Below are 20,778 nucleotides of genomic sequence, written 5' to 3'. Positions count from 1 at the left end.
GTTCGGGACAGCTGAAGCCGGTCACTCAAGTATGGCCGCAGGACGCGGCGCTCTTTACTTGAGTTCCTTTTTATTCAGTGGGGATAGCGGAACGCAGACTAAGATCGTCATGTCCTGTGACAACATCTGCATGATTCACATCGTGTGAACCTAACCCCCACTGAATGAAGTCTCACTTTATAGGCATTCATCATTTTAGTTAGCGTACTGCTGTCAATCGTAGCGCGACCCTGCTCATATTTCGAATTAAGCGTACAGCCATTTCGTGTTGGGATACGCCCGGGATTTTTTTTGATAATGTCTCGATAATTCATTCAATGGCATGTTATGAAACCCCTTCAAAAAGTCAACAATCCCAGTATTTCAAGCAGGTAAGGGATGAATAAAAATAAAATATGCTAAAAAGAGATGAAAAAACGAAGGAAGTTGGAGAAATTTGTCGAAATGGTAGATGTTACACATTATATAGGTGTGGAGGTCTAGTGATGAATAGGTCCAAGGGTTGTGGAGATGAGATGCTTGTTTTTTCAACGGAAGAAAATGCAGAATGCTGCATTCGATTGATGACACTGTTTCAAGAAAATGTCGTTGTTGATGCTGAATTTATCAAACCATCTTATGCGATGGACCTTGAATGGCCGCTTGGAGAAAAAGGGGCAATTAAAATTACAGCAACCGAAAGTGATACTTGGAAAGAATTATTGATCCATTATTGTTTAAAGGAAGGGATCATTACGGTTACTGCGATCAAACCATCTTATTTATCAGCTAGAACAATTTCATCTATTGCCAGCCAGTTTTTTATTCGAAAAGGGAACATGTTTCAGTTTTTATCTGTTCGATCTATTTGCGAAAATATCCTAATTAAAAATAAGACTGTTCGTACGGTTTCAATTTATACAAAATAATCAAAGGCAACCTGCTTTTTCAAAGGTTGCTTTTTCATTTTGCTATAATGAAAAAAAGATGATAAAGAGGTGGATAAAATGAAAAGAATTCCCGTTCTTATTTCACTATTGGCAGTATTATGGTTGAGCGGCTGCTCGGGACCAGCGTCGCCTGCAGAACGGCTTGCGGAATATGCGGCCGCTTGGAAGACAAGTGATTTAGAAAGCATGTACACGTATTTTTCAGCGGAAACGAAAAAAAATATGGATAAACAAGAGTTTGTAGACCGCTATGAAAAACTAACGAATGACTTAGAAATTAAGTCATCTGCTGTCAAACTGCCGGACGAAGAAGACGTTCAAAAAGATAATGAACAAACAGCAAGGCTTTCTTTTTCAGCAAAAATCAGCACGATCGCAGGGGATATCCCGTTTAAAAAAGAAGTGGTTATGAAGCTAGAAGAAACAGAAGAAGGAAAAGCTTGGATGATTGACTGGGATCCGTCCTACTTTTTACCTAAACTTGAAGAAGACGCAAAAGTCCGCATCCAAACATTGCCTGGGGAGCGTGGCCGCATTTTCGACCGGAATGGAAGCTCACTCGCTGTAAATGGAAGAGCGGTTCAAATTGGCGCGACAGCGGGGAAGATGGATGACAAAGGGAAACAGCAGCTTGCCCAGTTACTTTCGATGTCTGTGGAAGAAATTAATAAACAGTTGACGCAAAGCTGGGTGCAGGACGGTTATTTTGTTCCGCTAAAAACGGTAGCGGAAAAAGAAGAAGCGCTTATTGAAAAAGCAACAGCCATCCAAGGAGCAACAGCATCAGCTAAAGCGGTACGTGTCTATCCGTATGGAGCAGCGGCTGCCCATTTGACGGGGTATGTGGGCGATGTGAATGCGGAAGAGATGAAAGAAAATGAAGGCGGGTATAAAGAAGGCGACCAAATTGGCAAACGCGGTCTTGAACAGCTTTTTGAAAAAAAACTTCGTGAGACAGATGGTGTGCAAATATTTATTGAAAAAGAAAAACAGGAACCGGTCGTTATCGCAAAAACAGAGCCGCAAAATGGCGAGGACATACAGGTGACGGTTCATGCAGAACTGCAAAAGCTGCTCTACTCAGAAATGGCGGGAACGGCGGGTACAGCGTCAGCAGTCGATCCGAAAACGGGGGAAGTACTTGCCATCTTGTCATCTCCATCATTTGATCCGAATGAATTTGCGCGCGGTATTGCGGGTGATCGGTATGCAGAGCTGCAGGCTGATCCGCTTCAGCCATTGTTAAATCGGTTTGTAGGAGCATATTCTCCAGGTTCAGCCATTAAACCGATTACAGCCGCTGTAGCTATGAAAGCAGGCAAACTTGATCCAGCGGCAGGTAAAGAAATTGGAGGGCTTCAGTGGCAAAAGGATTCATCATGGGGCCAATACCATGTCACACGAGTCAGTGCATCTACAGCACCTGTTACGTTAGAATCAGCACTCATCACGTCGGATAATATTTATTTTGCGATGGCAGCACTTGATACAGGTGCTGAGCAGATGAAAAGTGGGCTGCAAGCATTCGGATTCGGTGAAGAGTTTCCATTTGAGTATCCCCTGCGAGAATCACAGCTTTCCAACAGTGGTGAATTTGATCGCGACATCATACTTGCAGATAGTGGATACGGACAAGGGGAATTATTGACAAGTATGACTCATCTCGCATCAGCATATGGTCCGTTTTTAAACGGAGGCACGATGATGAAACCTGTATTGCTGATGGGGGAAGAACCGTCTGTCTGGAAGAAAGAACTTGTCACAGAAGAACAGGCAGTGCTCATACAAAAAGGACTTCGAGGTGTTGTCGAAAAAGGAACGGCAAAAGCGGCAAACATAGAGGGAATGTTGATTTCCGGAAAAACAGGTACAGCTGAAATAAAAGCAGAACAAGGTACGACGGGCAAAGAAAATGGTCTATTTGTCGCTTATGATGCGAATCAGCCCGATTTTGTTCTTGCCATACACGTAGAAGATGTAGCCGGAAAGGGCGGCAGTAAATTAGCTGTCGATCAAGCGGCCGGTTTATTTTTGAAATGGAAAGAGCATCGATCATTATGAAAATAAAGGATATTTACCGAAACTATATACCTGTTTTCGGGAAAAAGAAAGGGAATTTCTGAATAAAAAAGAATATGTCGATATATACAGGAAAATGTTTTAAAGAAAGTGGGGAGCGATAGAATGAATAAAACGGTTGTTTCATTAACGACAGCTGCCTTTATTTCAACAGGGGCGGCCGCCGTTGCGGATGCTTCAGAACTGTACACAGTAAAAGAAGGAGACACGCTATTCAGCATCGCCAATCAGTATAAAATCACTATCGTTCAATTGATGGAAATGAATGGGTTATCGTCTGATCGCCTTTCAATTAATGATGAACTGATTGTGTCAGAAGAAGAGCAGGCGGAAGAGGTATATGCGGCAATTGAAACAGAACGAGAAGTAGAAGAACAGATGGAAGAATCAACGGTCGTATCAGCAGCCGCTGTTTCTGCGTATACGGTTAAAAGCGGCGATTCACTCGGTATAATCGCGTCCCGCTATAAAACAACGGTAGCCTCATTGAAGCAGCTGAACGGTTTAAAGTCGGATCTGATTTATGTCGGCCAAAAGCTAAAAGTGAGCGGCACAGCACCAAAACCGACGACTACGCCACCGAGTAAACCGTCTACAACGACAACTTCAACTAGCACGTATACAGTGAAAAGCGGAGACTCCCTCGGTATAATCGCGTCCCGCTATAAAACAACGGTAGCCTCATTGAAGCAGCTAAACGGTTTAAAGTCGGATGTGATTTATGCCGGTCAAAAGCTGAAAGTGAGCGGAAAATCAACACCAACGACAAGTCAACCATCTACGACTGTTCCTTCTACAACAGGCGGCACGTACATAGTGAAAAGCGGAGACTCCCTCAGTATGATCGCTTCTCGAAATGGAATGACCGTGTCTGCGTTAAAACAAATGAATAGTTTGAAGTCAGATGTGATTTTTGTTGGGCAAAAGTTAAAAGTAGCAGCCGGTTCAAAAGAAGAAACACCAATGAATCCACCAAATGTAAGCAATCCGTCTTCTGCTGGTTCTTATTCGAGTGCGGGCCTGCTTAGCATTGCCAATTCAATGCTCGGTGTTCCGTACGTATGGGGCGGCTCATCACCGTCAGGCTTTGATTGCAGCGGATTCATTTATTATGCATACAAACAGGCAGGGAAAAGCGTTCCTCGAACGAATACGGAAGGGTTTTACAGCCGTTCATACGAAATTTCGAGCCCGAAAGCAGGCGACCTCGTTTTTTTCAGTAATACTTATAAGAAAGGTATTTCCCATATGGGTATATACATAGGCGGAAATCAATTTATTCATGCAAGTTCTTCGCAAGGGATTACTGTATCAAGTATGGATAATTCTTATTTTGCTTCTAAGTTTGATAGTTTTAAGCGATTCTATTAAAAAAACGGCCTATCATCGCGATGGGCCGTTTTTTCATGATTTCTTCAGCTCTATCTTTTTACGAATCTCTGCCAGACGACTGTCGATATTTTCTTTCGTCAAATAAACACCAAATGAGCTTTGGGCATTGGGTCCTTCATTAATCCGTTCAGCTATTTTGTCACCGACAATGGGATAAAAATGATGGCCATCAAAATAATTCGTTAAATCATTGGTGACCTCATTCGGATACATAAAATTATAGACGCCTCCGAACACGTCGACAACATCGTGTAGCCACTGTTCATAATCATCTAGCTGTCCTTCTTCGATGAGCGTTTGAAAAAGAGCCATTGAAATGGGGGTTGTGTATACGATCGTTTCCACATCTGGATGACGATCTGTGAAAATCGTTAAATACTCTTTATAGCGCGGGTTATATACGTAATTCGAACCGTAAAACTCATCTTTGAAGCGATGGATTTTCTCGGCGGTATTCGCGTTTCGTTCTTCCTCTGAAATGTGACGGGCGGCAGCAACGTTGTCATGATTGTAGACGCGATCTGCCTGCACTTCGTTTGCGATGGACATCCGGAGGTTTTGAACGGAGTACCGGAAGGAATCGATTGAAAATAAATTTTTCGCCCGGTAAAGCGGATCGTCGAGTTTTTTTTCATAGTTTACGAGTGAAACAGGACGTTCGCTTTCTTGTACGGACGTTTTGAAAAAATCAAGACCGATGAGGACCCGTTTAATCGGCTGATCGCTTTGTCGTTCGGCAAACGCGAGAAACGTGTCGTATTCACGAATAGACAGGTTATTGACCGAAAAATTGTAGACGTTCATATTCGTAAACTTGTTTTGATTAATATAGGTGGAGCGGCTCGATCCTAGTAAAATCGTATCGTATGAAAAAGGTTGGAAAAACATGCGACTCGTTTTTTGCAGGCGTTCGTCAATGACACTTTGATAATCATTAAACGTATGTTTTTGATTAAACGTCCAGAGTGGGTCCATCACATAATTAAATGACACAATCGTTGTCAATACAAGGCAGACGATCGTGGAGAAAATCAGGATGAATTGTCTTGGCAGGTTCAAACTCATCACACCTTAAAAGTTGAAATAGAGAAACTCGGACACTTGCTGAAGGCGTGTGGCCGAATAGATAAATAGGCAGGCTGTCGTAACGGCAATCCATGGCTTTGGTGTAAAATCATCACGCAGCTGAATTGAATTTTTTGTAAATAAGACGAGGACCAACGCAATGATCGTCCAGATGGCAATTTCAATAAAGGGCGCCCCAAGTTCGAAGCGGAATAGAAGCACACTGCCGATCGGTAAATCGAGAAATTGGATGAACTCTTTTGGCAAAAGTACACCGTTGAATCCAGCCATACTGCGGAGAACGGAGACGGCTGTCAGCAAGTCCGGCGACCGAAAAAATACCCAAGATAGATGGACGAACAAAAATGTTAACAGCCAGGCAATAGGTTTAGATAATGCTCGTCCTGAAGATGCCCAAGCCCGGTTCACCATGCTTGCCATCCCATGCATGACTCCCCATATAATAAACGTCCATCCGGCACCGTGCCAGAAGCCGCTGACGAGAAAGACGATGAAAATATTGAGATAGGTGCGTGTGCGTCCTTTCCGGTTGCCGCCAAGCGGAATGTAAATATATGTTGTTAAAAAGTTGGACAGTGTTATATGCCAGCGCCGCCAGAAATCTTGAATGCTTGTGGCTTTATATGGCGAAAAAAAGTTGCGTGGCAAGTGAATATTAAAGAGCAGGCCTAAACCGATGGCCATATCGGAGTAGCCGCTGAAATCAAAGTATAGCTGGAATGTATACGCAAGTGTTGTCAGCCAGCTGTCGACGAATGTGAGTGATTCTGACATAGAATAGCCTTTATTTGCCCAAACGGCAAATGTATCAGCAATGACGACTTTTTTAAATAAGCCGATGCTAAAGACGAATAGTCCGAGCGCAACGTTTTTCGATTGAAAGCGCTGGTTATCAGGCGATTGAAACTGATCCATTACTTGGCTATGATGCACGATTGGCCCTGCGATCAGCTGCGGGAAAAATGTAACAAACAGCGAATAATTCAAAAAGTTATATTCGCTCGTTTCTTTCCGGTACGAATCAACAAGATAGGCAATTTGTTGAAATGTGTAAAAACTGATTGCTAGCGGCAACAGTGCATTTTTTAATTCGATATTTGCATCAAACAGAACATTCACATTTTCCGCAAAAAAGTCGTAATATTTAAAGTAGCCAAGCAACACGGCATTAAAAAGAATACCGAGTGTCAACATTGTTTTGCGGCGTGAATCTGGATGATTTTTGCTCAGATAATGACCGGTCAAAAAGTTAACAGCAAGTGACAGGAAAATAAGCGGCAAGTAAGCGGGGCTCCAGTAGCCGTAAAAAAAGAATGAGCTGACAAGAAGCCAACTTTTCGCTATAGTAAAATTCCATTTGTTCAATAGAAAATAAACAATGAGAACAATAGGTAAAAAGAGAAAAATAAATTCAAACGAATTAAAAATCATTGGATCTCCTCCAGAGAGAAACGGTTAACGATAGCGTTAATAATACTATATTTTATTTTATTGGACAATAAGGCAGTATGTGTGAAAAATTCAATAAAATAATAGTTGTAAGTCAATAAAAATATGGTAAAATAAACATATAGTTTCCGTTTTGTATGTAAAATAATTCGTTTTCAAGAATAAGGTTGGTAAAAAGCTGTGAGCATCTGTCCATGTGGCAGGTGCTTTTTCCTGTTTAAAATAAAAGAACCAGCGAAAAATCGCCGGTTCTTTATGTTTGTGTCACGAGTACACTCCATCTTGATAAATCAGGGTGTTCTTTCTTCATAAGAGAAGCGGGAAATATAAATGTCCATGGTTTTGTTGTATTGGCGCGCACTTCAAGATTGCCGACATTAAACTGACCTTCAGCTACTATATCGCTGGCCGCATCGATAAGTTTAAGCGGCAGCTTTTCAATGTTCACATTCCGCTCGTATCCATTACGGATCAACAATGAAATATTGAGGTTCCCATTTTCAAGAAAATGAGCGCTTAAACCGGTGAAATTCAACTCGTCTTTTTGTGGAGCACCTAGTTTTTTTACCAAATCTTCAAGTTTTTCTTTTTCAGAAGCCGGGAGGGACTCTTCCCATTGTGGATCTAGGTCTAGCTTATGTTTCTGCGACGTTAAATCAAACGCGATCGACCAGTTTTCTTTGCCGAGTTCCACCTGTTCATTGACAGATGCGAGAGGGAACATAAACGTCCACGGACGGCTTGAATCAGCCGGCAGTAGGCCGAGCTCGCTTAACTGAAAGGTGTGGCGTGCTTTTAATTCGTTTTTTTCATTCAATAAAAGCAGTGAGATGTCTCCGAGTGAAATCTCTTTTTCGACCGTGTTGCGGACAAATGCCGATACCGCCAACCCAGTTTCCTGTTTTGTCCATTCAATTCCAGATAGTGACAATTGGTTGCGTTTTAACGGCGGCAGCTCATTGTTTAAAAATCGGAGCACATACATTTGTTCTTTTGGCACAATTGTGGACGGATGAAGTGAGAGAGCCGTCGTGACATTTTCTTCGTTGGACGCTGTTGCATCACCGGTAACATCACCGGCGGATATTGAACTTTCACGTCCATCATTTTTTAAATCGGTATCAGATTTTCCTTTTCGTTTAAAAAAAGACAGCATAACGGTTAATTCTCCTTTTTTGTCAATTCGTTTAACAATGCAACGGTTTTGACCGAAATATCACGAAGCAGTTCGCGGTATGTATTCTGAAATAACTGCAATCCTTCACGCGCATAAATACGCAGCGGATCTTCCTGTTGATAATGTCGAAGGCCGATTCCTTCTTTCAAACGCGTCATCTGCTCAAGATGCTGAACCCAAAGGCGATCAATGCTGGAAATCATCATTCGCTTCACAAAGTCATTCCAATTTGGATCGTACTGTTCTTGTAGCCATTCAATATGCGAATTGGTCACAGATTCAACAGCTGAAATAATTTCTTTTACATGGGAAGGCTCTTCTGGAAGAGGTATGGCACGTCCGCCAAACATCGCCTGCAAATGACCAGATAAAAGGTCCATTTGCCATTCTTCAGAAGATACGTCTTCATTGCAATGAAAGTCAATTTCTTCTCGGATAGCCCGCTTAATGAGATCGATAAGACGATCTTGTTGTGTATCGTCTTCAATAATGGCGTTTCGAAGCCCGAAAATAACGCCGCGCTGTTCATTAATCACATCATCCAGTTTTAAGTTGTACTCACGCATCGCAAAGTTAGAACCTTCAACGATCCGCTGCACACGGTCCACAAATTCAAGTATCTTTTTATTTAACACAAGTCCATCTTTATTCGTTTGCAATTTTTTCTCCAGTTTCACAAGGTCGTCTTTTGCAAAACGACGGAACATATCATCTTCAAGTGAAATAAGAAATTCACTTGCTCCAGGATCTCCTTGACGGCCAGACCGGCCTTTTAGCTGATTGTCAATTCGGCGGCTTTCATGCCGTTCTGTTCCGAGCACGTACAGCCCGCCAAGATCAGGAACTCCTGTGCCGAGTAAAACATCGGTCCCGCGGCCCGCCATATTCGTGGCGATGGTGATGTGACCGCGTTGGCCAGAGCGGGAAATGAGCTCGACTTCCTGTTCAACGCTTTTTGCATTTAACAGTTCAAATGAAAGACCCGCTTTTGTAAAGTAATCGGCGATTTTTTCTGACTGTAAAATGGATGTTGTCCCGACCAGAACAGGCTGTCCTATTTGGTGGCGCGATAGGACTTCAGCTGTCACCGCTGCATATTTCTCTTCTGTCGTCCGGTAAATACGGTCCGGCATATCTACGCGCTGAATGGGACGGTTTGTTGGCACTTTAAATACGTGCATATTATACACTTCAAGCAATTCTTTTTCTTCTGTTTTCGCTGTTCCCGTCATACCAGATAAAAATGGATACATACGGAAATAGTTTTGAATGGTAATCGACGCCTGTGTTTTATTTTCATCTGTAATTTCCAGATTTTCTTTTGCTTCAATGGCCTGATGAAGACCGTCACTTAGTGTGCGTCCTTCCATTGTCCGGCCTGTAAACATATCGACGAGCAAAATGGCACCGTCTTTAACGATATAATCGACGTCGCGCTCAAACATGACATGAGCGCGGACGGCTTGAATCATGTAGTGATACAGCGTTTGATGCTCAATTTCATACAGGTTATCAATACCAAACGCTTTTTCTACTTTCTCAATCCCTTCATCGATCAGGCTGACTGCTTTCGTTTCATCGTCAAGTTGATAATCTTGATCACGGATGAATCGTTTTGCGACGCGTGCGCCAATATAATGAAGATCGGCTGCGGGGGGCATTTTGCCGGCAATGATGAGTGGCGTTTTCGCTTCATCAATTAATACGCTGTCCACTTCATCAATGATGGCGAAATGATACGGGCGCTGTACACGCTGTGAAGGATGCCAGACCATATTGTCGCGCAAATAATCGAAGCCGAATTCTGTTCCGACACCATATGTAATATCTGCTTGGTATGCAGCCTGTTTTTCAGAAGGGTCCATCATTGGCAAATTCAAGCCGACAGAGAGACCAAGAAATTCATGAAGAGGCCCAATCGTATCCCGGTCGCGTTTGGCTAAATATTCATTGACGGTAATAATATGAACGCCTTTTCCTTCGAGTGCGCGCAAATAACTCGGCAATGACGCGACAAGTGTTTTCCCCTCTCCGGTTGCCATTTCGGCAATATTTGCATCTGTCAGCACAAGTCCGCCGATTAGCTGTACGTCGTAATGACGCATGCCGAGAACACGTCTAGCAGCTTCGCGAACGACAGCAAATGCTTCTACTTTAATATCATCAACAGATGCGCCGCCTGCCAGCTTTTTTTTAAACTCAGCTGTTTTTTCCCGTAGCTGCTCATCGGTCAGTCCAGCTGTTGTTGATTCCAGTTCATTAATGAGATCGACTGTTTTTTTGTATGATTTAATCTGCCGGTCACCGGCACTTTTTTTTCGAAATAAAGAGACCATTTTTTATTCACTCCCTTGGAGAACGTTCCATCCACTTATCTTATCAAAAGACGAACTAAAAGAAAATATAAGGTGCTTTTTCGTCATTTTGATGGATATAAAATGCTTTTACCTTTATAATTATTGAAGTTGAGATGAAATTGTAAAAAAAATCGTTTTATAAAATATATAATAAAGATGCTTCTGAATGAACAGAGGAGGAAAATATGGTTTTACTTGCCTTTATCATTTGCGTGCTGGCATCGATTGCGATTACGCCGCTCGTAAAAAAGTTTGCCGTTGCCATTGGAGCTGTTGATAAGCCCAACTACCGGAAAGTGCATCAGCGGATTATGCCGCGCATGGGAGGTTTGGCGATTTTTATTAGCTTTTTAATTGGCATGGTTGTACTGCGCCCAACGGCACCGTTTGAGCAGCCGCTGATCAATCCGGCCATTATTATGGGGAGCATTGTTATTATTTTAACAGGTGTTCTTGACGATCGGTTTGAGCTTTCAGCGAAAGTGAAATTGGCGGGACAGCTGCTTGCGGCACTCGTCGTCGTTGTGTATGGCGGTGTGCAAATTAATTTCGTCAACTTGCCATTCGGGGGAACGATTGAATTTGGTTACTTAAGTATACCATTGACTATCTTATGGATTGTAGCGATTACGAACGCAATTAACTTAATTGACGGTCTCGATGGGTTAGCTGCAGGTGTTTCCACAATTGCGCTATTAACCATTAGCTTGATGGCCTTTATGAAAGGCGATCTATACGTGATGAGCATAGCTTTAATTGTTGCAGGAAGTGCGATTGGCTTTTTGAAATATAACTTTCATCCGGCAAAGATCTTTATGGGGGATACCGGAGCACTGTTTCTTGGCTTCATCATTAGTGTCCTGTCGTTGCTCGGATTTAAAAATATTACAGTCGTCTCGTTGATTATTCCGATTATCATTCTTGGCGTGCCGATTTCCGACACCATTTTCGCGATTATCCGCCGGAAGCTGAACAATCAGCCCATTTCCGCACCGGATAAGTCTCATTTACACCATTGCTTGCTTCGGACAGGCTATACACATAAACAAACAGTGTTCATTATTTATGCGATTGCGATGATGTTCGGTCTTGCAGCGATTATCTTTTCCATGGCGAAAGTATGGGGAGCCATTATCCTAATTGGAGTCATTACACTTGCGATTGAACTGTTTGTTGAAAGTATTGGCTTAATAGGCAATGATTATAAACCGCTTTTGAATTTTGTTAAGGGCAGTACAAAAAAGAATTTATAAATAAAAAATCCCGCTGACCAGAATGAATTGGTTCAGCGGGATTTTTTATTCGTATGTTGATTCGTCGTCTGTACTATATGTGCCGGCTTCTTCAGTACTGCTTTCATCGAAGGCAATAGAAGAAGTTATACCAAGGTGACGTTGCAGTTTTCCTTTTACGACGTCAAGTTCTGTTTCGTCTAGGCGATAAATGTAGGCACCGGAGCTTGTGGAATCATCTGTACCGGCAAGTGTGAGTGAATCGTAATTGATATGACCGTTTTTGCCGTATTCAATAAGTGACTTCATATCATCGAATGTCATGTTTGTCCGCATATTTGATCCAATAGCTTCTAAAATTTCATCGTATTTCGTAATGGAATTCAACGACAGTGCTTTTTTGACGGTCGCCTGTAAAATATCTTGTTGACGTTTTCCTCGCTCAATGTCGTTATCGTATTTACGCGTACGCGCTAAAGCAAGAGCTTCTTCACCATCTAATTTTTGAACGCCGGGCTCTAATTTAATTTCTCCATGAATATCGTTGGAATTCTTTTCTTCGATTTCAAATGGAACGTCCATATTAATGCCGTCTAAAGCATCAACAATATCAACGAATGCATAAAAGTTCATGCGTACGTAGTAATCGACTGGAACGTCAAGCAGTTCTTCAACCGTTTCGATTGTTGAAATGGGTCCGCCTGTTGCATGTGCATGGTTGATTTTGTAGTAATCACTAAGTTCTGGAATATACGCATACGTATCACGTGGAATGCTTAACATTTTAATCGATTTATCTTCTATATTCAAAGTAGCTAAAACGAGTGCATCGGTTCGTGTGTTCGTACCGTAGTCACGATTGACGTTATCATCAATCCCCATGAAAAGAATAGATATATTGTCTTCAAGCGGATGAACGTCTGCATCGCGTAAGTCTGATTTAACACGTCCATCATCCGCATAAGAATCGGTAAAAACCGTTTCGGCTTTTTTATGCAAGTTTGCCGTATATCCTGCCGCCGTAAATCCAACAAGTAAGATAGGGATAAAGAAGGCAAAAAAGAAAATGCGCCGCTTTTGCGTTTTCCGGCGCCGTCGTCCGGATCGTTGATTAGTTGAAGCCATATATTTTTCTCCTTTTAATGGTTATTTCTTTTTCAAATTTGGAAATAAAGCTATTCTATATTCTACTATGAAACGACAATTCCGTAAATTTTTTTATTCTTTTATGTTTATTTCCGTGTATAGAACGTCACCCTCTGTAAAAATAGCTTGTCCATTCGTCCATTCCGTTACTTTTTCACAAAAAACAGTAACATCTTGTTCTTCAACAAAAACATCTACATCTACATTCTCTGCATAATGTATTTCTTTTATTCGATAAATGGAGGCATGAAGCTCATTTTCAATTTTCCCAAGCCATGTGTAGTCAATCGATATGGTCATAATCTTCATAAGACGGCGTTCTACAAGGCCAATCGCATTTAGCCCTTCTGACGCTGTTTTTCCATACGCACGAATTAAGCCTCCGGCGCCAAGTTTAATGCCGCCAAAGTAACGGGTGACCACAATCACGGTGTCTTTGAGCTCACGTTTTTTAATGACCTCTAGAATAGGTACACCGGCTGTACCAGAAGGCTCGCCGTCGTCATTTGCCTTTTGAATTTGATCGTGTTCACCAATCATGTAAGCGGAACAGTTATGCGTCGCATTCCAGTGTTGTTTTTTAATACGATCAATAAATGTCAACGCCTCTTCAACTGTTTCAGCCCGCTCTACATGAGCAATGAACCGTGACTTTTGAATAACTAGTTCAAATTCACCGTAACCTTTTACTGTTTTATAGGTAGATAGCAATTTATTTTCCTCCAATTGTTTTATTTATAAAGAAATGGGGTATTAACTATTGTTCATTATCGTAAAGGAAAATAGTTCGGATGAAAAGCATCATGACCCGAAATACTTTTAAACAAATCGTAAATAAACTTTAATGTTCGACATTTAATCTAATGATATAATGAAAAGTATCCTTCCCTGTGAGGTTTTCACTGGGTCTTTTTATCCCGCATTAACGGGCAGTAAGACCCCTTCTTCAAGACTTCGAAAAGAAAAGATGGGTAAGCAGGGGATCAACTGCCCGTAAAAGCCCGATTGGTTCAACTAACATTCAGTGGGGGATGAGCGGAACGTAGACTAAGATCGTCACGTCCTGTGACAACGTCTGCATGATTCACATTCTGTGAACCTAACCCCCCTGAATGAAGTTTCACTTTATCAGTGAATTAAAAAGAACTGCGTATTTTTTCCGCCTTCAAAAGATACAGTAATAAGGAAAATAGGCTGTGTCTTTTGGTTAGGTATTTAAAAACCGGAGAAGGGATTATTTATGTCAATAAAAAATGCCGATACGAAACTTCTTGATACGATACTCAATAAAATGGTTGAAACGGTTGATCAAAGTAAAGATCAGGTCTTTTCGATTGCTGAACAAAGCAGGCGTGATTATGAAATGCTGATGACAGAGCTTGAAATGGTCAAAAGCCAGATTCAAATTGTCTTTCTTAAGAATGAAGAGCTGGAGAAAAAAGTGAAGATGGCTCGTCAGCGATTGTCTGAAGTAAGTCGGGATTTCTCAATTTATTCGGAGGACATCGTGCGAGAATCGTACGAAAAAGCGCATGATTTGCAAATGGAGCTCATTGTGCTGCGTCATAATGAAAAGCAGTTGTTGGACCGGCGCAATGATCTTGAACGCCGTTTACTATTAGTACATACGACAATTGAACGGGCAGAACATCTCATCTCACAAACGGCCGTTGTTCTGAACTATTTAACGCAGGATATGAAGCAATTTGGAAAGGCGCTTGAATATGCTCAGTCGAAGCAGGCATTTGGTCTGCAGGTAATGGAAGCACAGGAAGAAGAGCGGAAGCGGCTTTCGCGTGAAATCCATGATGGACCGGCGCAAATGATGGCGAATCTCCTCGTACGTTCCGATTTAGTTGAAAAAATATATCGAGAAAATGGAGCAGAGGAAGCATTTAAAGAAATACAGGACTTGAAAAAAATGGTTCGATCTGCTTTATATGAAGTACGGCGGATTATTTATGACCTCCGTCCAATGGCACTCGATGATTTAGGATTAATCCCTACGTTGAAAAAGTATTTAGCGACTGTTAATGAGTATAACCGGTCCGAAGCTGCTAAGCCTGACATCCAATTTGTCAATATGGGGATGGATAAACGGCTGCCGACAAAACTCGAGGTAGCATTGTTCCGGCTTATTCAAGAATCTGTTCAAAATGCATTGAAACATGCCGATGCTTCGGTCATTCAAGTGAAATTAGAAATCAAAAAAGAACAAGTACTCGCTGTGGTGAAAGATAATGGCAAAGGATTTATTGTAAGTGAAAAAAAATCAGGTTCATTTGGTATTATGGGGATGAAGGAGCGGATTGAGCTTTTGGAAGGAGATATAGCCTTTCATTCGAAACCGTCCGAGGGCACAGCTGTTTTCATTAGCGTGCCAGTGCTGAAGCAGACAACGACTTAGGACTTAGAGGGGGAAAAGAGAATGACGACGAACATTATTATTATTGATGACCATCAATTATTCCGTGAAGGGGTAAAGCGTATTCTTGATTTTGAAGAAACATTTAATGTGCTAGCTGAGGGAGAAGACGGTGCTGAAGCACTTGCGCTCGTTGAAGAACATAAACCGGACGTTGTCATTATGGACATTAACATGCCAGAAGTAAACGGTGTGGAAGCGACACGTAAGTTGGTTGATAAATATCCAGATACGAAAGTCATCATTTTATCGATACATGATGATGAAAACTACGTGATGCATGCACTTCAATCAGGTGCGCTAGGCTATTTATTAAAAGAAATGGATGCAGAAGAGCTTGTCGAAGCAGTGAAAGTGGTCGCAGCAGGCGGCTCATATTTACACCCGCGCGTAACACATAACTTAATCGCTGACTACCGCCGTTTATCAAATGACGATGGAAAAGGAAAAGGGTTTCAACAATCAGAAGTTGTCCGTCCGCTTCACTTATTGACGCGCCGGGAATGCGAAGTACTTCAACTACTCGCAGACGGCAAAAGCAACCGTGGTATCGGTGAATCTCTCTATATTAGTGAAAAAACGGTCAAAAATCACGTGAGCAACATCTTACAGAAAATGAACGTTAACGACCGCACACAAGCCGTCGTGACAGCGATCAAAAAAGGATGGGTTGAAGTACGTTGAGAAAGACCAATCACTGAAGCTAGACATCCCGGACTGTTTTTTTGCGATTGTTCATGAAAAAGGGCTCGCTCACCTCGTTTTGTCTTGCTGCATATGATGGAAAGACGAAACATAAAGGGGGAACTAAGCAGTGAGTCCATATTACAACCGTCCGCTTCGGGGGCCGTACCCATATTATGGCCGTCCGCCGTATTATAACCGTCCACCTTATTATGGTGGTTATGGAGTTTTCCAAAGCCCATTTATTGGCGGCCTTTTCGGCGGCTTAGCTGGCAGTCTGCTCACACCGATTATTTACGGACGCCCGCCATACTATGGTTATTATTGAAAAAACAGTTCGCGCCGGTTGAGCGCGGACTGTTTTTCTTTTACAATAAAATATAGACAAAGAAAGGACGTGCAATGACGTTGACGTATAAATGGATAATGGCACTGCTTCTGACCGGCACTTTGCTTGCAGGTTGTAGTGACGACGAACAAAATGAAGCTGCTAACTCGGCAAGTGACGGTGAACCAGCAAACACGGCCAAACAGGAAACCCATACGGCTTCAGATGAACAAAAGAATACAATGACTGCTGATGAAGAGTCAAATTCAAAGAAAGAATCAACTACACAAACGGAGAAAGTTCCGATTGAGGAAGCAGGAAACGTTCCAGCAGAAGAAAAAACCGCTATTTTAGCTGTGCTGGACAAGCAAATCGAATCGTTTAATCATAAAGATATCGACGGTTACATGTCGACCATTTCTGAAACACCTGAATCGTTTGACTATAAGGAAGAAAGATTGTACGTTCAAAAAGTATTCGAGACATTTGAAGCGTCGATGACACCACTCGATCCGATGATCATTAAATACGATGAAAAAACGAAAACAGCTAACGTATTTATGAATATGAAATCCACATCAAAAGATATCGGCACTGGGAAAGAAGTGAGCCAGACGACACGCCAGATTATGGTGTTTCAAAAAGAAAATGCTGGATGGAAACAGATATCGCTCTTCGCCATGGAATGATGATATAATGAAAAGAAAAGAGGGTTTTTAAAGATGACGAAAGAAATGAACGTAGAAAGTTTTAACCTTGATCATACGAAAGTAAAAGCACCGTACGTCCGCCTTGCAGGTGTAAAAGAAGGAACAAACGGCGATAAAATTTTAAAGTATGACATCCGTTTTTGCCAGCCGAATAAAGAGCATATGGACATGCCCGCGCTTCATTCACTGGAGCATATGATGGCGGAATTCAGCCGCAATCACTCGGACAAAATTGTCGATATTAGTCCAATGGGCTGCCAGACGGGCTACTATATTGCTGTCATCAATCATGATGATTACGAAGACATTTTAACGATTATTGAGAAAACATTAAAAGACGTATTAGAAGCGGCTGAAGTTCCTGCTTGCAACGAAGTGCAGTGCGGTTGGGCGGCGAGCCACAGCCTTGAAGGCGCGAAAGACATTGCACGCAACATGCTTGCAAAACGAAATGAATGGACAGAAATATTTGCATAAGTAAAAAATGGACAAGTCGTCCATTTTTTTATATGTGAAAAAAATAAAAATAAGGCAGGTACAGAAGATGAAGACGGCAATTTTGACCGACAGTACGGCTTATCTTCCGAAAGAGCTTCGCGATGAATTAAATATTTATATGATTCCCCTCAGCGTGATTTTTGGCAATGATGCTTACCGCGAAGAGTTTGATATAACGACAGAAGAATTTTATGAAAGAGTACGCGAAGGCGGCAAACTGCCAATGACATCACAGCCAGTCATCGGCCACTTTGTCGAAATATATGAGGAGATTGCCCGTGAATATGATGCAGTTGTCGGCATTTATTTATCAAGCGGTATAAGTGGAACGTACCAGTCATCGCTGGTTGCAGCCAATATGGTGCAGGGACTTGCTATACACTCCTTTGACTCTGAAGTCAGCTGTGCACCACAAGGCTTTTACGTTTTGCGTGCTGTTGAACTGGCTAAGCAGGGAAAAACGCCAGAAGAAATTATAACAGAATTGACTGAAATGAAGCAGCGTACAAAAACGTATTTTATGGTCGACGATTTAAATCATTTAAAGCGTGGTGGCCGACTTGGCGGTGCACAGGCATTAATTGGAAGTTTATTGCAAGTAAAGCCCATTCTTCATATTGAAAATAAAGTGATCGTTCCATTTGAAAAAATACGTACAAGCAAAAAAGCGCTGAAACGAATCGGCGATTTATTTGAAGAAGACTATAATAAAGGCGATAAACTGCAGGCGGTCATCATCCACGCTAACCGTGAAGACGACGCCCGCAACTGGATGATCGATCTGAAAAAACGATTTCCGAACGCTGAATTTGGCATTAGCCATTTCGGACCTGTCATTGGTACACACCTTGGCGAAAGTGCTCTTGCGATGGGCTGGACAAAAAAATGCATATAGCAGAAAGGCCTCTCAGACGATCCATTCTGAGAGCTTTTTTTCTTCAATAAAAAAGTGCCCCAAGCGATCGGGGCACTTTTACGTTCATTCAGCTAATAAATCAAGCGTATCTTTTGGCAGGTCCTCTTCATTAAGTTTCGGTGAAGAGGCGTCTGCTGCTGATGTATTTTTAACAAGGTCACCAAAGCCTTGTTCTTGCAACAATAAAATAATTTGTCCCTTGATCGCTATATTATGATCGACTAAGTATTTCGTTTTGGAACGAATCATCTCATCAAAAATCGTACTTCGTTCAATTCCGCTTTCAACAAATGCATTTTGACTTAACAGTAAATCCATCAATGTCAGCCAATCATAGTCATTACCGGAGAATACGAGCGACCCGTTAATTTGGTACCAGAGATCACCACTTGCGCGAATCCATTTCGGATGCAAGTTTTCGATGCCTGCTTTTAATTCACGCGCTGTTTTTAAATAGTCAGCGTTGCCTGTCTGTTTATACGTATTTAGTAAAAATCTCATTTCACCAAGTGCGTGATTAAGAGATACGTGTGTTTTCTTGCTGCCGGTTGCGTAATAATCCGCAATTAAATAACTTGTTGGGGTTACCGCAATCGTGTTGCCAAGACTTTTCTGATTTACTAGAAAGTCTGCATAGCGCAAATTCGCATCTGCAAGCTTTGATACGGCAAGTGCTTCCGCTGTGTTTTTCAAAAACAAGGCCGCATTTTCGTTGTGACGCGTATCGATATAAGGAGCCGTTGTGCCATACGTATTTTTCAGCCACGTACTCGTATATTCTGTTTTGAAAATGGGGCTTTTTCCTGCTGTAATAGCACCACCGGAGAAGACGTCCAGATCGGCTACTGCATTTATGACTAAGTCGCGGAAATAGCGTTCTTTATTTCCATTATACGCTGTTAAATAAATCCCACCTTGCAAGCGGCCAATATTTCGGCCATAGCCCATTTTGTATCCAGGCTCGATTGACCAAGGCAGCTTCGTATATGCGCCATCCGCTGTCAGCCAGTTATTGATTGATCCATACTCAAGAATCGTTCTCTTAAACCAGTCATTTCGGTTTGTCGCATTTGCAAACAATGGTTTTTCAGATACAAGTGCCCACGTTTCTGAGATTGCTTTTGACTGAACAGATACATTTTGATGAGCAGTAACAAGCTTGCGCGCTTGATCTGTGTACAAATTATAGCTTTCTAGTTCACTCGAGAGTTCGCGAATAACAGAGCGCTGTCCATTTGCATAATTTGTTTGACGCTGCACAGAAATATAATTTTTGCCCATCATCACTTCATTTGTTACAGTTGATCCATTTTTAACCGATAAAATACCGGTTGGGTGTGACGTTTTATCAACACCGAACGTTGAATTATGAGATTGATCAACCGTTCCATGCGAAGCGTATTTTGCCAATGAATAATTGTCAGATTGCGAGAATGGCATAATGACAGAGGCAGAATATGTATTGTCGCCATTATGAAGAAACTTCGTGAAAATAAAGGTATCTCCATTATCGAGTTTACGAAGTGTAACTTGCAATGATCCTAGTGGCTTGGACGCATTCCCCATATGGTAGTAGTAATGTGTATCCGTTGATAAAACATGTGAATCAGTCGTCTGTTTATTGTATGTAAGCGGAACGCCGCGCGTATTTATGCGCACTTTTACATACTGATAATCATGAATGGGGATGACGACTTCCTGGTTATCAGCAGGCTTCGGAATTTCAATGGGATCTTTTGAGTTGCCCAGTAAATCAAGTTTTGACATGAGACGGTGAATAAAGACAGCAGATTCACCGCGCGTCGCGATTTTAGCTGGCTCAAACTTGTTGTCTGCTGTTCCCCGGATCAAGTTATAAAACGTCATCCGTTCTACTGCACCATAGGCGTACTGTCCGATTTTAGCAGCATCTGTAAAGGTAAGCGGTGCACGCTTCTTATAGTCGCCTTTTAGCTGCATTGCCCGGTCAAGCATAACGGCGACATCTGATCGAGTGACAGGTTCGTTTGCTTTAGCTAGGCCGTCCGCATTCCCGAGAATAAGCCCGGCTTTTTTGGCGGCGGCAATGTCAGGATAAAGGCGGCTGCCGGTTGGAACATCTGGAAACGCTGAATTGCCTGCTGGTAAATCAAGCGCACGCACAAGATACGCCAAAAACTGACCTCTCGTTACTTGTGCATCTGGCTTGAATGTTCCGTCCTCATATCCTAAAATGACACCTTCGTCCGTTAATGATTCGATTTCTGATTTTGCCCAGTGGTTTGAAACATCACTGAAAGTCTGTGCCGATACTTGCAAAGTAAACGTAAATACAAGTAGGAAAACGACGAGACTTCCTCCTATTTTTCGCATAGGTTCCCCTTTCTTTCT

Annotated in this window: 17 protein-coding genes; 10 read left to right on the top strand and 7 right to left on the bottom strand. The window is 42.0% G+C overall.

Annotation, left to right across the window (positions count from 1 at the left end; all coding sequences use genetic code 11):
• Positions 1–485: 485 nt before the first annotated feature.
• The 3 genes from BLL40_RS10825 to BLL40_RS10815 all read left to right on the top strand — a co-directional run bounded on the left by BLL40_RS10825 (position 486) and on the right by BLL40_RS10815 (position 4,379).
• Positions 486–908 carry a hypothetical protein gene (locus BLL40_RS10825; protein ID WP_073711916.1) on the top strand — a complete coding sequence of 141 codons (423 nt, stop codon included), beginning with the start codon at positions 486–488 and terminating at the stop codon, positions 906–908.
• A gap of 78 nt (positions 909–986) precedes the next feature.
• Positions 987–2,990, top strand: coding sequence for a penicillin-binding transpeptidase domain-containing protein (locus BLL40_RS10820; protein ID WP_073711915.1), 2,004 nt, complete (start codon positions 987–989; stop codon positions 2,988–2,990).
• Positions 2,991–3,113: 123 nt separating this feature from the next.
• Complete coding sequence (locus BLL40_RS10815; protein WP_073711914.1) at positions 3,114–4,379, top strand: C40 family peptidase; 1,266 nt, start codon at positions 3,114–3,116, stop codon at positions 4,377–4,379.
• Between the two features lie 33 nt (positions 4,380–4,412).
• Here the strand turns inward: BLL40_RS10815 and BLL40_RS10810 are convergent, their stop codons facing one another.
• The 4 genes from BLL40_RS10810 to secA2 all read right to left on the bottom strand — a co-directional run bounded on the left by BLL40_RS10810 (position 4,413) and on the right by secA2 (position 10,448).
• A complete protein-coding gene (locus tag BLL40_RS10810) occupies positions 4,413–5,459 on the bottom strand; it encodes a hypothetical protein (protein WP_073711913.1) in 1,047 nt (348 codons plus the stop codon).
• 12 nt (positions 5,460–5,471) lie between these two features.
• Complete coding sequence (locus BLL40_RS10805) at positions 5,472–6,917, bottom strand: MBOAT family O-acyltransferase (protein ID WP_073711912.1); 1,446 nt, start codon at positions 6,915–6,917, stop codon at positions 5,472–5,474.
• A 271-nt stretch (positions 6,918–7,188) separates the two neighbouring features.
• Positions 7,189–8,091: an accessory Sec system S-layer assembly protein gene (locus BLL40_RS10800; RefSeq protein WP_073711911.1), complete on the bottom strand. Its 903-nt coding sequence runs from the start codon at positions 8,089–8,091 to the stop codon at positions 7,189–7,191.
• A gap of 5 nt (positions 8,092–8,096) precedes the next feature.
• On the bottom strand, positions 8,097–10,448 hold the full coding sequence (gene secA2, locus BLL40_RS10795; RefSeq protein WP_073711910.1) for an accessory Sec system translocase SecA2: 2,352 nt from the start codon (positions 10,446–10,448) through the stop codon (positions 8,097–8,099).
• Between the two features lie 206 nt (positions 10,449–10,654).
• Here secA2 and BLL40_RS10790 point away from each other — a divergent pair, with 206 nt between their 5' ends.
• Positions 10,655–11,722, top strand: coding sequence for a glycosyltransferase family 4 protein (locus BLL40_RS10790; protein ID WP_073711909.1), 1,068 nt, complete (start codon positions 10,655–10,657; stop codon positions 11,720–11,722).
• Between the two features lie 45 nt (positions 11,723–11,767).
• On the opposite strand, the gene BLL40_RS10785 is transcribed toward BLL40_RS10790, so the two are convergent.
• Positions 11,768–12,826 carry an LCP family protein gene (locus BLL40_RS10785; RefSeq protein ID WP_073711908.1) on the bottom strand — a complete coding sequence of 353 codons (1,059 nt, stop codon included), beginning with the start codon at positions 12,824–12,826 and terminating at the stop codon, positions 11,768–11,770.
• 93 nt (positions 12,827–12,919) lie between these two features.
• Positions 12,920–13,558 carry a YigZ family protein gene (locus BLL40_RS10780; protein ID WP_073711907.1) on the bottom strand — a complete coding sequence of 213 codons (639 nt, stop codon included), beginning with the start codon at positions 13,556–13,558 and terminating at the stop codon, positions 12,920–12,922.
• Positions 13,559–14,087: 529 nt separating this feature from the next.
• On the opposite strand from BLL40_RS10780, the gene BLL40_RS10775 reads away from it, so the two are divergent.
• The 6 genes from BLL40_RS10775 to BLL40_RS10750 all read left to right on the top strand — a co-directional run bounded on the left by BLL40_RS10775 (position 14,088) and on the right by BLL40_RS10750 (position 18,387).
• Positions 14,088–15,254: a sensor histidine kinase gene (locus BLL40_RS10775; RefSeq protein ID WP_073711906.1), complete on the top strand. Its 1,167-nt coding sequence runs from the start codon at positions 14,088–14,090 to the stop codon at positions 15,252–15,254.
• A gap of 21 nt (positions 15,255–15,275) precedes the next feature.
• The gene (locus BLL40_RS10770) at positions 15,276–15,956 is read left to right on the top strand and encodes a response regulator (RefSeq protein ID WP_073711905.1); all 681 of its coding nucleotides are present in this window, start codon (positions 15,276–15,278) and stop codon (positions 15,954–15,956) included.
• A gap of 130 nt (positions 15,957–16,086) precedes the next feature.
• On the top strand, positions 16,087–16,284 hold the full coding sequence (locus BLL40_RS10765) for a hypothetical protein (RefSeq protein WP_073711904.1): 198 nt from the start codon (positions 16,087–16,089) through the stop codon (positions 16,282–16,284).
• Positions 16,285–16,358: 74 nt separating this feature from the next.
• Positions 16,359–16,973, top strand: a complete 615-nt coding sequence (locus BLL40_RS10760) for a Cif family virulence factor (RefSeq protein WP_073711903.1) — start codon at positions 16,359–16,361, stop codon at positions 16,971–16,973.
• 33 nt (positions 16,974–17,006) lie between these two features.
• Positions 17,007–17,471: an S-ribosylhomocysteine lyase gene (locus tag BLL40_RS10755; protein WP_073711902.1), complete on the top strand. Its 465-nt coding sequence runs from the start codon at positions 17,007–17,009 to the stop codon at positions 17,469–17,471.
• 67 nt (positions 17,472–17,538) lie between these two features.
• A complete protein-coding gene (locus BLL40_RS10750) occupies positions 17,539–18,387 on the top strand; it encodes a DegV family protein (protein WP_073711901.1) in 849 nt (282 codons plus the stop codon).
• 84 nt (positions 18,388–18,471) lie between these two features.
• On the opposite strand, the gene BLL40_RS10745 is transcribed toward BLL40_RS10750, so the two are convergent.
• Positions 18,472–20,760 (bottom strand): S-layer homology domain-containing protein, encoded by a 2,289-nt coding sequence (locus BLL40_RS10745; RefSeq protein ID WP_073711900.1) that lies wholly within the window; start codon positions 20,758–20,760, stop codon positions 18,472–18,474.
• Positions 20,761–20,778: the final 18 nt, after the last annotated feature.

Origin of the sequence: Domibacillus mangrovi, from assembly GCF_001906925.1 — a bacterium.
GTDB lineage: Bacteria > Bacillota > Bacilli > Bacillales > Domibacillaceae > Domibacillus > Domibacillus mangrovi.
This window is presented reverse-complemented; position numbering and strand designations above follow the sequence as displayed.